15 protein-coding genes are annotated in these 14135 nt (G+C 40.9%); 8 read left to right on the top strand and 7 right to left on the bottom strand.

Annotated features, from left to right (window positions below):
- The first annotated feature begins 26 nt into the window (after window positions 1-26).
- Window positions 27-1133, top strand: a complete 1107-nt coding sequence (locus ABD010_RS10855; protein ID WP_343812907.1) for a glycosyltransferase family 61 protein — start codon at window positions 27-29, stop codon at window positions 1131-1133.
- A 38-nt stretch (window positions 1134-1171) separates the two neighbouring features.
- Here ABD010_RS10855 and ABD010_RS10850 read toward each other — a convergent pair whose 3' ends face one another.
- A complete protein-coding gene (locus ABD010_RS10850) occupies window positions 1172-2458 on the bottom strand; it encodes a glycosyltransferase family 2 protein (protein ID WP_343812906.1) in 1287 nt (428 codons plus the stop codon).
- Window positions 2459-2933: 475 nt separating this feature from the next.
- Here ABD010_RS10850 and ABD010_RS10845 point away from each other — a divergent pair, with 475 nt between their 5' ends.
- A complete protein-coding gene (locus ABD010_RS10845; RefSeq protein WP_343812905.1) occupies window positions 2934-3500 on the top strand; it encodes a CotY/CotZ family spore coat protein in 567 nt (188 codons plus the stop codon).
- A gap of 90 nt (window positions 3501-3590) precedes the next feature.
- On the opposite strand, the gene ABD010_RS10840 is transcribed toward ABD010_RS10845, so the two are convergent.
- From ABD010_RS10840 to ABD010_RS10825, 4 genes are read right to left on the bottom strand one after another with little or no spacing between them, the layout of a single operon-like run.
- Complete coding sequence (locus ABD010_RS10840; RefSeq protein WP_343812903.1) at window positions 3591-4820, bottom strand: hypothetical protein; 1230 nt, start codon at window positions 4818-4820, stop codon at window positions 3591-3593.
- A 13-nt stretch (window positions 4821-4833) separates the two neighbouring features.
- Window positions 4834-5667 (bottom strand): hypothetical protein, encoded by an 834-nt coding sequence (locus tag ABD010_RS10835; RefSeq protein ID WP_343812901.1) that lies wholly within the window; start codon window positions 5665-5667, stop codon window positions 4834-4836.
- Window positions 5664-6353: an ATP-binding cassette domain-containing protein gene (locus ABD010_RS10830; RefSeq protein ID WP_343812899.1), complete on the bottom strand. Its 690-nt coding sequence runs from the start codon at window positions 6351-6353 to the stop codon at window positions 5664-5666. Before ABD010_RS10830 ends, ABD010_RS10835 begins: the two co-directional genes overlap by 4 nt.
- Before the next feature lie 11 nt (window positions 6354-6364).
- Window positions 6365-6739, bottom strand: coding sequence for a GntR family transcriptional regulator (locus ABD010_RS10825; protein ID WP_343812897.1), 375 nt, complete (start codon window positions 6737-6739; stop codon window positions 6365-6367).
- Window positions 6740-7105: 366 nt separating this feature from the next.
- Between ABD010_RS10825 and selD the strand changes: the two genes are divergently transcribed.
- The 6 genes from selD (at window position 7106) to ABD010_RS10795 (ending at window position 11431) form a co-directional block, all read left to right on the top strand.
- Window positions 7106-8149, top strand: coding sequence for a selenide, water dikinase SelD (gene selD / locus ABD010_RS10820; RefSeq protein WP_343812895.1), 1044 nt, complete (start codon window positions 7106-7108; stop codon window positions 8147-8149).
- A 27-nt stretch (window positions 8150-8176) separates the two neighbouring features.
- Window positions 8177-9217 carry a tRNA 2-selenouridine(34) synthase MnmH gene (mnmH, locus tag ABD010_RS10815; protein WP_343812893.1) on the top strand — a complete coding sequence of 347 codons (1041 nt, stop codon included), beginning with the start codon at window positions 8177-8179 and terminating at the stop codon, window positions 9215-9217.
- An 18-nt stretch (window positions 9218-9235) separates the two neighbouring features.
- Window positions 9236-10039: a metallophosphoesterase gene (locus ABD010_RS10810; protein ID WP_343812891.1), complete on the top strand. Its 804-nt coding sequence runs from the start codon at window positions 9236-9238 to the stop codon at window positions 10037-10039.
- A gap of 76 nt (window positions 10040-10115) precedes the next feature.
- On the top strand, window positions 10116-10505 hold the full coding sequence (locus tag ABD010_RS10805) for a hypothetical protein (protein ID WP_343812889.1): 390 nt from the start codon (window positions 10116-10118) through the stop codon (window positions 10503-10505).
- Between the two features lie 121 nt (window positions 10506-10626).
- Window positions 10627-10866: a hypothetical protein gene (locus ABD010_RS10800; RefSeq protein WP_343812887.1), complete on the top strand. Its 240-nt coding sequence runs from the start codon at window positions 10627-10629 to the stop codon at window positions 10864-10866.
- Window positions 10850-11431, top strand: a complete 582-nt coding sequence (locus ABD010_RS10795; protein WP_343812885.1) for a hypothetical protein — start codon at window positions 10850-10852, stop codon at window positions 11429-11431. Before ABD010_RS10800 ends, ABD010_RS10795 begins: the two co-directional genes overlap by 17 nt.
- A gap of 43 nt (window positions 11432-11474) precedes the next feature.
- Here the strand turns inward: ABD010_RS10795 and nagZ are convergent, their stop codons facing one another.
- The gene (nagZ, locus tag ABD010_RS10790; protein ID WP_343812883.1) at window positions 11475-13151 is read right to left on the bottom strand and encodes a beta-N-acetylhexosaminidase; all 1677 of its coding nucleotides are present in this window, start codon (window positions 13149-13151) and stop codon (window positions 11475-11477) included.
- Window positions 13152-13181: 30 nt separating this feature from the next.
- Window positions 13182-14129: an MBL fold metallo-hydrolase gene (locus ABD010_RS10785; protein WP_343812881.1), complete on the bottom strand. Its 948-nt coding sequence runs from the start codon at window positions 14127-14129 to the stop codon at window positions 13182-13184.
- Window positions 14130-14135 lie beyond the last annotated feature (6 nt).

Below are 14135 nucleotides of genomic sequence, written 5' to 3'. Positions count from 1 at the left end.
GACCAAAATTGGAAAGGAGATCCGTTATGGCAGATTCAGATTTATATATTCATTCAAAAGATTGGATAGACAATACTAATCAAGAAAAAGATATGCACGATGTTTATGAGGAATTCTATAAAAATGAGGAGGTAACCTTTACCCGTCCAAAAGGAGATCCGCCGGAATGGGTTGATTGGGTCATACCGCCGCAATTTGGGGTGAAACATAAATTCCCTAAATCCCACGTGTCCGTGATAGAAAATGGAAGTATTTGGATGTACAACAAAAGAGAAGGAATGGTATATGCTTTAACACCTGAATACAAGTGTCTTCATGATATGGTCTTTCACCTATTTCTGCCTTATTTTAAAAAGAACGCTGTCAATAAAGTCCCCGCTTCTACACAATTTCAAGGAAACCTGGGTGTGTTAGCATGGGCCGGACACTCAAATTACTGGCATTGGCTGCATGATACATTGGGACGCTATCATTTACTCCAGCTCAGCGAACACCACATTGATAAATATGTCCTGCCACCGATGACGTTACCATTCCAGTGGGAAACGGTTAACATGCTCGGTATCCCTAAGAATAAAATTTTGCAGCTTAGCCCAGGGATGCACCTGAAAGCTGATCGTTTAATCCTTCCATCCGTCCCATTTAATGCAGGAACGTGTGTAAAATGGACAATTGACTTTCTGCGGGATTCTTTTCTCAAAACAACATCCCATAAACATTCAAATGGCTTTGAACGAATTTACATCAGCCGGGAAGATGCCTCATGGAGAAAAGTTGCTAATGAACCGAAGCTCATGAAACTATTATCAGAAAAAGGATTTAAAAAAATTGTTTTGGGTTCATTGTCTGTACAGGAACAAATTAAGATTTTTTCTTCAGCCAAGGTTATTATCAGTCCGAATGGTGCGGGACTTGCAAACATTATGTTCTGTCGGCCTGGAACAAAAATCATACAGCTTTTTACGTCAACATCAGACGAATTCATGAAAATCGGTCAGTATTTAGATCTGGACTATTATTTTGTAAAATGCAGAAATGCTAACCCAGGATCTAAAGCTCATGAAGTCATGAAAAACATGGTTGTTGATGTAAATAAAGTATCAGCGCTTCTGGAAAAGGAGGGAATTACGTAATCAGAAAGAGAAGTCTGAATTTGAATATCCTTTTACTGTTAACGTTCCTTAAGTCCTTTCAGAAACTTTTTCCAGCTTTGAAGGTTATTTTTAGTAATGCTTTCTTTATGCTCCCGCACATTATATACCGTAAAATCCTGATAGTGCAGTCGGGATTGCTTTAATAAGCGGTCCAATACACTGACGTCTTCATAAAGTCTTCCATTTTCAAATGCTATAACCGGAAATCCCCCTATATTTCTTAATGAAGACGTCCGATATACTCTTGGCCCCAGCGGAAAACGGTAAGCGAGCAGATTTGTTCTCCCCTTTATGGCAGTCCCTTTAGCAACCCCCTTATAGATTACGTCTCCGGTTAATTGCTTCCACTTTCTAAGATTGCCATACAAAACGGAAACATCGTCAGGGAGTCCTGCTATTCGTTTCTTAATAACGGATACAGCATCAGGGTCAAGCCAATCATCAGCATCCAGTTCTAAGATAAAATCAGACGAAACAAGTGGCAGTAATTCATTTAATGCCCTTGCCTTTCCTCCATTCTTTTTATTAAAAACCATTACCTTTTGACCATCATTCCACTGTTGAAGGAACTGATGGGAGCGATCTGTTGACCCATCGTCGATAACCAGTAACTGATCCGGCTGTTCATTTTGCAAAAGACATGAGACAACGGCAGTTTCCACATATGTCTCCATATTATAAACAGAGATTAAAATAGAAAGGCTTGGATTCGTTGTATTGGTCTTTTCCAGCTGATATTTTTGCATCAACCTTTGCTTTTCAAATATGTCGGTGGAACTGTTTTTCATTGTTTGCCGTACAAGACCTTTTTTAAAAGATTTGAGATTGTTTTCCACTGTTGAAAGCCATGAAGGAAAAAGTGCTTCCTCGAATGGCAGATGAAAGGTAGACAAAAATTGTTTCTCCCTAAGCAGTGAAGTACGTACAACCAAAGGAAAATTGATAACAACGTTCCGATTATGATAGAAGGTTCCCAACACTGCTTTGGAAGGGGGAAGATTAAAAGCCTTGACTGGTGCCACTGACGGAATGTAATCATTTTTATATAGAAACATAACATAATTAGTTTCAATCGTATGGATCATATTACTTAATGTTTTTCCCAGGTTACCATCTTTAATTGCAATATACTGTATTCGCCCCGACCAGTCTCCATTATTAAAATTATATATAACCGAAGTATTTATTTTATGTAAAACAATAATAGATTTTAGCCTGGAACTAACATTTTTTAACGAGATAAGTGCTTTTAGCAAAGCTGACTGACCGGTATAATGAATAAGAATCACCGTTATATCTTTCAACCTAAATCCTCCTTCCTGGTAAGTACCCCATAACCATATATATGAATTACTTATTTTGTTATAACGTCAAAAATGTAAGGTATAAAGATAACAACGCAGCCTAGACAGTCGAACCCTGTATGAGCTTATGGATAATTGGATATTAATGATTCACAAACCAAAAAATTCATTAAAGTTCGTGTTCTACTAAAACGAATAAAAGAATGTGCATATTACTTGGTTACAATGCCGACTCATTTACAGTCCTAAAACATAAATATATAGTAATCGATACAAGTCTTGTTGAGATTTCACACCCATAGACCTCCTTATGAAAGCCGGCTGATCACCGGCTTTTCAGTAATTCGCTTCAATAAAAGGCAGATTATTTACTCATCAACTACCCAAATTAACCATATATAGACTTTTAAACAAACCCCTAACTTATCCTTACATATATTAATAGTGATATATAAATAAGATAGGAGAGATTTTTATGAGTTGTTATAAAAACAGACGAATGCATGAACAAAAACATTCGTATAATGACTGTGTTTGTGATGTGGTCAGAAAAATCGTTGAAGCACAGGATGAAGTTGAAGAAAATGGTTGCTGCGGCAGCTGTGACAGCGCTGTTCAACAACTGCGGAAAGGCAGACCGAATAATGGACCTGTAAATACAACTGTCCCATTTATCTTATACTGCGCAGGAGATTGCGAACCATTTTTCGGAAGCGGTGTTTTTAAATCACCTGGATATTATAATAGAGAAGCTTTCTATGGTTGTGTTGAGTCGCCAATTTTTCGTGCAAAACAATTTGTAAGAGGTAGTAATTGTTGTGTGAAACTGGAACTGCTTTTACCTGTTACAGACTGTGAGATCATCATGACAAAAGTGGAGGATTGCAATAGCGCTATTTCACATTACTTCCCAGCAGATGACCCTGTTACCGGTTTTCAGGCAACCGGAATTTGCATAACAGTAGATTTGAATAACTTCACAGGAATTACATGTTTGGATCCAATTACACCAATACCTGTTAATGACTTTGTTGTTTCATAACACTGTCCGCCACAAAAAATAACTGTCGCTTGCTATTTGCTCCAAAACTCAAAAGACCCGCTCCTCATTTAGAAGCGGGTCACCATTACCCTACCGTACACTCATTTTGTAAAAATTCAATATCTCTTTTCCGTCCGATGGTTTTTCCAGCGTAATTTCGCCAGCGTAAACTGTTTTACCTGATTCAATATTGATAACTGTTAACTGTTGAGCTACTGGCGAATTACCTTTTGTAAATAAAATAGATAACTTACCATCATGCACTTCGGTAGCCCGGGCATTCAAATATTGTGAATCCGTACCACCAGCATCCAATCCAAACCGATTTGTGACCTTTCTCCGCATCATGTCATACTGAACAACTTCCAGTTTTCCTTTAGCGGCTGATTGCAAATACAGGCTTGAATCTTCCACAGCCAAAATTTGCTGTTCACGCAGTTTTTCCGGCAGTTTAACGTCCAGTTTCTCGTCAGTTTTTAAGTTATATGCGGTGATGCCTTCCACCCTGGTTTTAGTCACTTCGGCACTGGCACCTTTTTTCATGTCTTGTTGCTGAACTGTTTCCTCTTTCATCTTCTTAAATACAACGATTTGGTTGGGACTTGTGTTGTAATGGTACGACGTGGACAAGGGACGTGTATATGACTCATGACCGATTTTCATAATCATTTCTTCGCCGGTAAGTTCTTTTTTGTCCATGTTAAAACTGTACACATGAATTTCTTCATTGACATCATTTGTTTTGGATAATTCCAGACTATTTTTTGTGATCACCTTCAGCTCACCATTCACATACTGTACATCCTGAATTCGCACACTTCTGTACTTTGCCCGGTTTGGTACCATTACAGCAAATTCCATCGTTTCATTATTTTTTTTATTCAAAACGGCAACCGCAAATTCCATACTGTTGTTTCCACTGTCAAATGACTGATTGATAACCTCTGCATAACCAACAACATTGTCTGTTTCCACATAGGAAGATGCCGAACCACTTTTCCCGCGCATAAAGCCACGATACCTATCCTGCAGGGAAGCGACCTGTTTATTGTACAAGTTGAACCTGGACACCCGTTCAAAAAAAGAATTGTCAGCATCAAAGTCAGCCCCATCGGCAGTCAGGGTCAATTCACTGGAAAAGCTTTCAGTATGATATAGCCCTTTAAGCGCAATATCCTGAATAGCTGACTCGTTTCCCTGTTTTTTTTCTAACATAATTTCCGGATAACTGCCGGCAGATAATGCTGATTTAATATAAAATGCTCCAATGACAATGACAATCAATGGCACAATGACAATTAATTTCCAATACTTTTTCATTCTTTTTCTCCTTTCATACCCTGATTTTTTTCATCAGCAGGTAATGGCCAACCCAAATAGCTGCTGCTGTTATCATAATTCCGAACAGAACTTCCAAACCAAGCAGCTCGAGCGGATACAATAACGGGTGTTCCGTAACCATCATGAAGATAAATGGTAAAACAAATACGATGATTGAAAGTCCACCATAAAGTACTGCCAGTAAAATTCCTTTCCATCTGAAACTGCGCTCGAACATAATCGCGGTAAATAAAATAAATACAGCCATAAAACCGGCACCATAATGCAGCACAAACTCGATAAAACTCTGCGGGTAAAGGATTGCCAATTCACGGTGATTGTGAACAATTTCAAATACCCCTACGTTTGTCTGAAAATCGTCTGGCACAAGCCGCATTAATAATAAATTTTCAAGTGGCAAGAACAGCATTTGGATGGAGACAAGCCCAAGCACCATCAGAAAAATCGCTGTCGCCTTAGCCAAGTAAACGTTCAATCGATTAGTCGGCAGCATAAGCAGCCGGTAAATAAATGTATTCTTGCCAAACCAGTCACGGTACCATATCAGGAAAATGTAAATGATCAGGGTTACCACACATAATGCAATTGGCGCCATCAACCATAAACTTTGCGCAACATCCATCATCGACATTGTTCCAAATTCGTCGAGAAAATCCGATTTTGACATCATTTCCTCATAAATCTTCTGATCCGCTTTTGCCATATATGTTTTCGCCTTTACAATAACCCCGATAATCTGAACCACAGCGGTAATGGCAATCAGAATCAAATAAATTTTTATAAAGCGACCCATTTCAAAGTTAACCAATTTCAAATAGCGATTCATTGCACATACACCTCTCTCATTACATCAACGACCGATTTCCCTTCCGTCTCTCTTTTTTCTTCCGTATCAAATTCATGCAGTACAACACCATCCTCAAGCAATATCGCTTTGTCAATCAGGTGTTCAATATCCCCAATCTCATGTGTGGTCACAATGACACCACGGTCTTCCACAAGATGGCTTGTAAATATATCAGCAATCTGTTCGCGGGTGAACATATCAATGCCGGAAAACGGCTCATCCATTAGCAAATAGTCAACATCCAGTGCCAAGCCAAGCAACAGGTTGATTTTCGACGTATTCCCTTTTGACAGACTGGAAATTTTATCGTCTTTTTCAAGCTTGAAAAAGCCAAGTATTTCGTCAGCCCGTTCCTGATTCCAGCTGTCATAATAATCGGTCATGAACTGCATAGCCTCACTGATTGTCATGCTTGGAATCATCGTAATGGCATCCGGGATAAAGGTAATTTTTTCATAACTTGTCTTATTCAATTTCGCACCGTCAATCAAAATTTCTCCATCATGAACCGGTGTTAGGTTCATGATGGCATTCATAATCGTTGTTTTTCCCGAACCGTTGATACCAATCAGACAGGTTATTTCTCCTTTGTTTGCCGTAAACGATACGCCTTTTAATACGTTTTTCCGTCCAAATTTTTTCTTAATGTCTTTTAACTCAATCATGCAAAACCCTCCTATTCCCAAGTTCCCATTGAATATTTTTCTTTGATCAGCCGGAGCACTTCGTCGATTGGAACATTTATCGAACGAATCGATGCCACAAATTCGCTTATTGCTTCATCAATCAGTTCATCCCGTACACGGCCAAGGACTACTTCATCCTTCGTTATTCGGCTTGGCAAATTTCGCTCTGTATAAATCAATCCCTGTTCCTCCATTTCCTTGTATGCCCGCTGTGCTGTGTTCGGATTTATTTTAATCCGGTTCGCCAGCTCCCGTCTGGACGGAATTTCCTGCCCCGGTTCAAAACTGCCGGTTGCAATCTGCTGTTTAAAATACCGAATCACCTGCACATATACCGGGTCGCGGTTGTTTAATTGTATTTTCATAAACACAGCTCCTCGCAAAATTCAGATGTACACCATTTTCGCAAGTGTATTAAACTGTTAATACACCAACTACAAAAAAATCCCTGTATTAATCACTTAATACGCTTCTGGGATGTATTATACGATTAATACACTAAGAAAGTCAACAGCTCTTATTAATTTTTAGATAGATTCTTTATAAATGCCGAATTCACACCGCTTTTCACCGGAAAAATCTCAAAAGTTCCGGACTCACACGATTTTTTCTCGAATCAAACACTGTACCCAAATCCATTTTGCCGCTAGTCAGGCAAACAGCACACATTAACAATGGTATGTTAAAATTAATCTAGACTAACAATTGTATACGGAAAGGATGGACAACAAATGACCGATACTATAAAACTTACTTCATTATCATCGAAAGGTGGGTGCGGTTGTAAAATTGGACCGGCAGACCTTGAAAAGGTTTTACACACACTGCCCCAAAGCACTCCCAATGAAAATCTGCTTGTCGGACTGGATACAAGTGATGACGCCGGGGTATACAAACTGACCGATGACTTGGCAATTGTGCAAACGGTCGATTTTTTCACCCCGATTGTTGATGACCCGTATTCATTCGGGCAGGTTGCGGCTGCAAATGCGATCAGTGATGTATACGCAATGGGTGGAACGCCAATAACTGCTCTTAACATCGTTGCCTTTCCAATATCAACCCTGGACAAAGACATACTGACCAAAATCCTGCACGGTGCTCAGGACAAATTGGAAGAGGCAGGCGTTTCTCTTGTCGGCGGCCACTCGATTGATGACCAGGAACCGAAATTCGGACTTGCCGTGACCGGAACTGTTAATCCGGAAAAAGTTCGGACCAATCAGGGAGCAAAATCCGGTGACAAGCTTATTTTGACAAAGCCGATCGGGGTCGGCATTATGTCAACATCAATCAAAAATAACCTGCTGGACGACACAGAAATACAGCGTGTAACCGAAGTCATGACGACGTTGAATAAAACCGCTGCTGAAACAATGGCCAGCTACGATGTTCATGCAAGTACTGATGTAACAGGATTCGGACTGCTCGGACATGCTTCCGAAATGGCTGCAGCCAGCAGTGTGGAAATTCATATTCATCATGAAAGTGTTCCAGTTTTGCCACGGACGAAAGAACTAGCTGAATCGGGATCAGTACCAGGTGGAACCAAAAACAATTTCAAACATGTCCAGGATGTGGTGACCTACCCTGACACAATGGATCAGATCGATAAATGGATCCTCTGTGATGCGGTCACATCAGGCGGTCTGCTTATCGCAGCGGCAACGGATGATGCTAATTCACTGCTGAACGACCTGCAAAAAAATGGTGTGGACGCACATATCATCGGTGAAGTTGTTGACGGAAAAGCGGGAACCATTACGGTCAAATAGTATTTCATACAGGAAGTGACGTTATTTATGTTTCAGGATATTACACTAAATGAATTATTGGATCAGCAAAGCAAACCTCATTCCGTGATTGATGTACGCTCCCCGAATGAATACCATGATGCCACCATTCCAGGAAGCATCAATATTCCAGTGTTCAATGACGAAGAGCGTGCAGAGGTTGGCACACTATATAAACAGGTCAGTCAGGAAGCAGCTAAAAAACGCGGGCTGGAAATTTTCTCGGCAAAGCTCCCACAGTTCATGGAGCAATTTAATCAAATCAACGCGCCGAAGACAGTATTTTGCTGGCGTGGCGGCATGCGGAGTAAAACAGCTGCAACCGTTCTTGATTTAATGGGAATGGATGTCCATCGTCTAAAAGGTGGATACCGGACCTACCGCCAGTGGGTAGTTTCCTCCCTTGAAAATATGGATTTTAAACCAGCTGTTTATGTGCTGAACGGCAACACCGGATCCGGTAAAACCATTTTATTGAATGAACTTGCCAAAAAAGGATACCCGATGATTGACCTGGAAGCGATGGCCGGCCACCGTGGATCTATTTTTGGACAAATAGGGCTTAACCCGCATAATCAGAAAAAATTCGATTCATTGCTTATGCGGGAAGTTCGCCGTTTGCAGGATGCTCCTTTTGTTTTCATAGAAGGGGAAAGCCGCCGAATTGGCAAGGTAACGATTCCGGAGTTTCTGTATACGAAAAAGGAACAGGGGATGCAGTTGTTTATTGACCTGCCAATCGATGAGCGGGTGCGGAACATTCTGGACGATTATCAGCCATGGAATTCACCTGATGAATTTCTTGACGCGTTTCGCAGGATTAAAAAGCGGATCCATACACCGATTGCCGCAGAAATTGATCAGGATCTCCAAAATGGCATGTATCATGACGCTGTCAAATTGCTGCTTGAATATTACTACGATCCGCGATATGAACATGCTGCCAAACAATATCCGGAAAATAAGACAATTAACCTGCATGCTGATGATAATGAAGACGCACGAAGAAAGGTTGAAAGCATGATTCTGGAAGCTGCCAAAAATAAATAAACAAAATGGAGGATGGAAATGAAAATAGGTGTATTGTCCGATATTCACGAGGGGATTAACCGAAAGAGAACCGGAGAAAATATTTTGCCCATCATCCAAAACTGGATCGATACAAATAAACCGGATGTTTTTATCATTGCCGGAGATATAAGCGCCAAACCGCAAAAAGCATTGACCCTGCTGAAGCAGCTCCGGCAAGCATGCTCTCCAACGAAAATACTGTTCGTCCACGGGAATCATGATGTCTATGATGAAAGTTCGGTCAACGCCTATGAAACATTGCTGCAATTTCCGGGAAATCTCGGCAACGGTGTGGTTAAATTGAATAAAGACTGGGTGGTAATCGGTGATGGCGGCTGGTATGACTATAGCTACGGCCTTCCGGAATACACAACAGATGACTTCAAAAAAGGCACCTTCCGTGATTTCACATGGCCGGATAAGACATATGCCCATTGGTCGGAATCCGATCAGGATGTTACCGACCGCTACATACGCAAACTGTCGTACTGGCTGGAAAAACATCGCAACCAAAACATTATCATGGTTACTCATTTCGTGCCGTTCTCTCGTTTTGTGGAAGTAAAAAATGACCCGGGCTGGGATTTTTTCAATGCCATGCAGGGGAGTTCGGTATTTGGTGATCTTGCCAAGCAGTATAACATCAAAAAATATATCTTTGGACATGTACATAAACGGTACCATGAACAATGCAATGGTATGGAAATTATCTGCAATCCGTTAGGCTACTATCCGCACGAATGGACAACCGGATCAGCGGAGGAAGAAATTGCATCAGCAATCAAAATGATAACCATTTGACTGTAACCCCCTATTCATATGCCGTTCACATTATTGATGTATACTGAAAGCAGTTTTAAAAAGGGAGAGAAACATTTTGAATACGTACAGTAAAACATTACTCAGATTTTCAGCTTTATTTGCTTTAGTCGGGGCATTTCTCGGTTCCCATATGGCGGGGGCCGGCAGCCTGGCATTTAAAACGGTGCATGCCCATATTTTAGTCGTCGGCTGGCTTTCATTGTTCGCTTGGGCTGTTTATTATAAATTGTTCACTCCGGCAAATAAAATACTGTCCATACTGCATGTCACCACAGCAATCGTCGGGGCTGTCGGACTGACTGCCGGCATGTGGCTGTATTACCTGCGTCCATTTAATATTGCCGATAGCGTCGCAACCGTATTTTTCATCGTTGGCGGTTCGATTCTGCTGCTGGCATTCGTATTTTTCGCCATTTTGGTATTTTTGAAAACGGAAGACGAATAACTTAACAGGAATCTGTTGGACTGGAGATGCAACGGGTTCCGTTTTTTATCACATGTACACTTCTATTTGAGTATGGATAAGATAGATATATGATATAATTTATAATAAAGGTGGTGTTTTCATGCGTTCTGTCAAAATGTCCAGGATTGAGAGAAACATTTTGGAAAACCGTCCATTTGTAAATGAACGGTTACATTCAAAAAGTTCCTCTCATTCACGTATAAGACGAAACAGACCAAGGTCACCGGATGAAAAAGTCGCACTTACAAAAGTCACCAGAGCAAGCGTCGAACGGGCAAAACGGGAAGGAAAAATGAAAATGGTCGGAAAGCGGAGAATGTATTATGATCCAACTGAATGAGCTAAAAGACGAATTCAAAAATCTCATCAAGCTGACAAAGCATGAAAGAATGTTGGAGTTTTGCGCACTGTTGACCGACTTTTTTCAGAAGGATGGAATCAAACCAATTATCGTTGGTGGATTATCCGTTGAAATTTATACACGTTCAAATTACACAACTTACGATATCGACCTTATAACAGATGGAAGGGAAACCATCGATAATTTATTAACCAATGAACTAGGTTTTAAAAAACACGGTCGAAACTGGTATCACGAAACACTTGAACTTTCCATTGAAATCCCAGATAACTTTTTGGAAGGAAGCAAGGAAAAAGTACTAAAAATAGAACTAAAAAATGGCCGTAACATCCATGTGATTGCTATCGAGGACATCATTATCCACCGTCTAGAATCAGCTATTGTATCAAGTCCAAAACATCCCGAATGGACAGATGATTATGAATGGGCAGAACGGATGTTTCAAATCCATAAACATGACGCCGGAATTTTGGATCACAGATATCTTTTGACTGCTTCGGAAAATGCTCAAGTGGACAATATTATCAAAAGATGGTTAAAATAACTGAACCCCGTATCATCCAAAATGGTACGGGGTTTTTTGGTAATTATTCCTTCAGCACGTTCTGAATTGAGTTATTAAGCCTCTGAACGTTAACCGGGTTCGTTTTTGCATCTGACAGGTGGTACTTTTCTTTCAAGCGGATAATTCTTTTAACACTGCGATCAATCCGTTCTTCCGAAATTTCCCCGCTGTGTACTGCTTTCGTTAACCCTTGAACAGCTGTGGTCACCTTATCATAATCATGTGCAACCATGATAATATCTGTCCCCGCTTTAACTGACTTTACTGCAGCCTGACCGATTTCATAATTATTTGTAATCGCCTGCATCGTCATATCATCTGAAATAATTACACCATCATACTGGAAATCCTTCCTCAGCATTCCGGTTATAACCGGTTTTGACATGGATGAAGGGTATTCCTTATCGATTTTTGGCAGCAAAATATGTGCAACCATAACGACATCCGCACCATGCTGTATTGCATTTTTAAAGGGAATTAATTCCAATTTATTTAACCCTGCTTTGTCCTTATTTACAGTCGGAAGCTGCAAATGGGAGTCAACACTCGTATCACCATGTCCCGGAAAATGCTTAATAACCGAAATGACATTCTGTGATTGAATCCCTTTCATCGTTTGGATTCCCAACCTGCTTACGGTTTCAGGGTTGCTGCTGAATGCCCGGTTTCCGATTACCGGATTATCCGGGTTACTGTTCACATCCATCACCGGTGCAAAATTAAGATTGAATCCATACTCCTTCACCATTTTTCCAAGAAGTGTTCCAATTTCACGGGCATATTCCGGATTGTTGCGTGCGCCTATTTTACTGTTTGGCGGAATGCCCGTTAATTCACCCGGCAATCGTGAAACTGGGCCGCCTTCCTGGTCAACTCCAAGCAACAGAGGTAATGCATGTTGTTTATTGATTTGCTTGATATTATTTACAAAATCGACCGTTTGACCCGGACTTTTCATATTGTTTGCGTACAAAATGAATCCGCCTACTTTGTACTCCTTAATCAGCTTCTTCGTTTGTTCTGTAACTGTTGTACCGGAAACCCCGGCAAAAATCATTTGACCGATTTTTTCATCCAATGTCATGGTATTAACCTGCTTTTCCAATTGATAGGCAGGGCTCATAACGACAGAAATATGATCCACTGCCGGATTTGGACGAGCATCAGTTGGTTTCGGAACAACCCATTTCAAACGATAATCATCGTTGACATCGTACACGAGAATAATCTGATCATGTGTCTTGTCTGTATAAACGTGTGTTTCATCAGGCTCCCCTTTTAACTCTTTAATCTTCTTATAGTGAATATTAGAGAGCCTCGAATCCAATAGTCGAATATCAAAAACAGTCCCATGCTGGATACCAAAATGAACATTGTTATCCGGGAATTGAACATATTGCCCATTATTCGTTTGTACCGTTTCCTGGTAGTTGCCCCACTTTTTTGTGACTGACTTTATTTTCGTTTTGCCAGCTGTGAAAGAATGATTCGGTATTTTCCCATTTGCGGCCCTTGAAAATATGTTATTGATGGTCGCCTGCGTACGTTCGCCATCCGGTTTTTCCGTCTGCTGCGAATTTTCCGGTGCAGAATCAGAAGGGGCATCAGATGATGACTCATGTTCACCCTGCTGGGGCAGAAAATAAACCCCGATGATTAAAAGCGGAATAACAACTGCCAATCCAACCTTTTTAATCACTGAAATATCCTCCAAATGTATGTTTCACTTTTAATGCTTCATCTTCTGAAAATAATCGATAATCCCAAGTGCACTGACTTGCATGTCCAAATTAATCAACACGAACACATCGTGGTCTGATGGGACACCAATTCCGTTCAAATATTCCTTAACCCGAGAAAGCAATCTTTCTGCAAGCACGTCATACCCTTTACCTTCTGCTTTAACACCCTCACTGATCCCCATGAAGATATCAAGCCATTCCGACACTTGGCTTAATGCCGCTTCTACACGATTTGTCATTCCAAAGTGACCGAAATAAATCCTGTCAACACCCAAACTGCGAATCCGGTCAATCGATTCATGCATCGCTTCCGGATCGAAATGATTTGGGGATGTCGACGGCAAAAAGAAGTCGATTCCCTGCTTTGCCAGCTGTTCATAACGAATTCCGACCGTATCGCCAGTAAAAATTCCATTACTGATTGGATCATAAATACTGAAATGGTGTTTAGAATGTCCAGGCGTGTCCAAAAATTCCAGCGTGCAATTCGCTCCGATTTTTAATGTTTCGCCATCCTTTTTAATGAGGAGACGCTCTTCAGGTACCGGCACAATTGGGTCAAACAGCTCACTGAAACTGTCTCCGTAAACAGCCCGTGCACCAGCAGCAAGTGCTTTTGGATCTGCCAAATGTCTGGAACCCCTTGGATGCACAATCACTGTTGCGTTCGGACATTCCCGAAGCAGCAAACCTGCTCCGCCTGCATGGTCCAAATGAACGTGTGTGACGATGACATACTTTACCTGCTCCAATGAAAAGCCCAGCATACTCAGCCCTTTTTTAATGTATTTCACCGATGGACTTGGACCAGTTTCAACCAATGTCAGTTCATCTTCTTCAATCACATATGTACCCGTCCGTTCAGGCTTTCCCAAATCAAACCCATCGATTAAATGGATTCTATCATCAAGTTGGATTGGGTTTTTTTCCTCCACAAATCT

It is taken from the genome of Virgibacillus siamensis (genome assembly GCF_039522605.1).
Lineage (GTDB): Bacteria > Bacillota > Bacilli > Bacillales > Amphibacillaceae > Lentibacillus > Lentibacillus siamensis.
This window is presented reverse-complemented; position numbering and strand designations above follow the sequence as displayed.

Coding starts and splice junctions, on each gene's coding strand:
- ABD010_RS10855 (WP_343812907.1), top strand. CDS start 27: ATGGCAGATTCAGATTTATATATTCATTCAAAAGATTGGATAGACAAT.
- ABD010_RS10845 (WP_343812905.1), top strand. CDS start 2,934: ATGAGTTGTTATAAAAACAGACGAATGCATGAACAAAAACATTCGTAT.
- ABD010_RS10840 (WP_343812903.1), bottom strand. CDS start 4,820: ATGAAAAAGTATTGGAAATTAATTGTCATTGTGCCATTGATTGTCATT.
- ABD010_RS10835 (WP_343812901.1), bottom strand. CDS start 5,667: ATGAATCGCTATTTGAAATTGGTTAACTTTGAAATGGGTCGCTTTATA.
- ABD010_RS10830 (WP_343812899.1), bottom strand. CDS start 6,353: ATGATTGAGTTAAAAGACATTAAGAAAAAATTTGGACGGAAAAACGTA.
- ABD010_RS10825 (WP_343812897.1), bottom strand. CDS start 6,739: ATGAAAATACAATTAAACAACCGCGACCCGGTATATGTGCAGGTGATT.
- selD (WP_343812895.1), top strand. CDS start 7,106: ATGACCGATACTATAAAACTTACTTCATTATCATCGAAAGGTGGGTGC.
- mnmH (WP_343812893.1), top strand. CDS start 8,177: ATGTTTCAGGATATTACACTAAATGAATTATTGGATCAGCAAAGCAAA.
- ABD010_RS10810 (WP_343812891.1), top strand. CDS start 9,236: ATGAAAATAGGTGTATTGTCCGATATTCACGAGGGGATTAACCGAAAG.
- ABD010_RS10800 (WP_343812887.1), top strand. CDS start 10,627: ATGCGTTCTGTCAAAATGTCCAGGATTGAGAGAAACATTTTGGAAAAC.
- ABD010_RS10795 (WP_343812885.1), top strand. CDS start 10,850: ATGATCCAACTGAATGAGCTAAAAGACGAATTCAAAAATCTCATCAAG.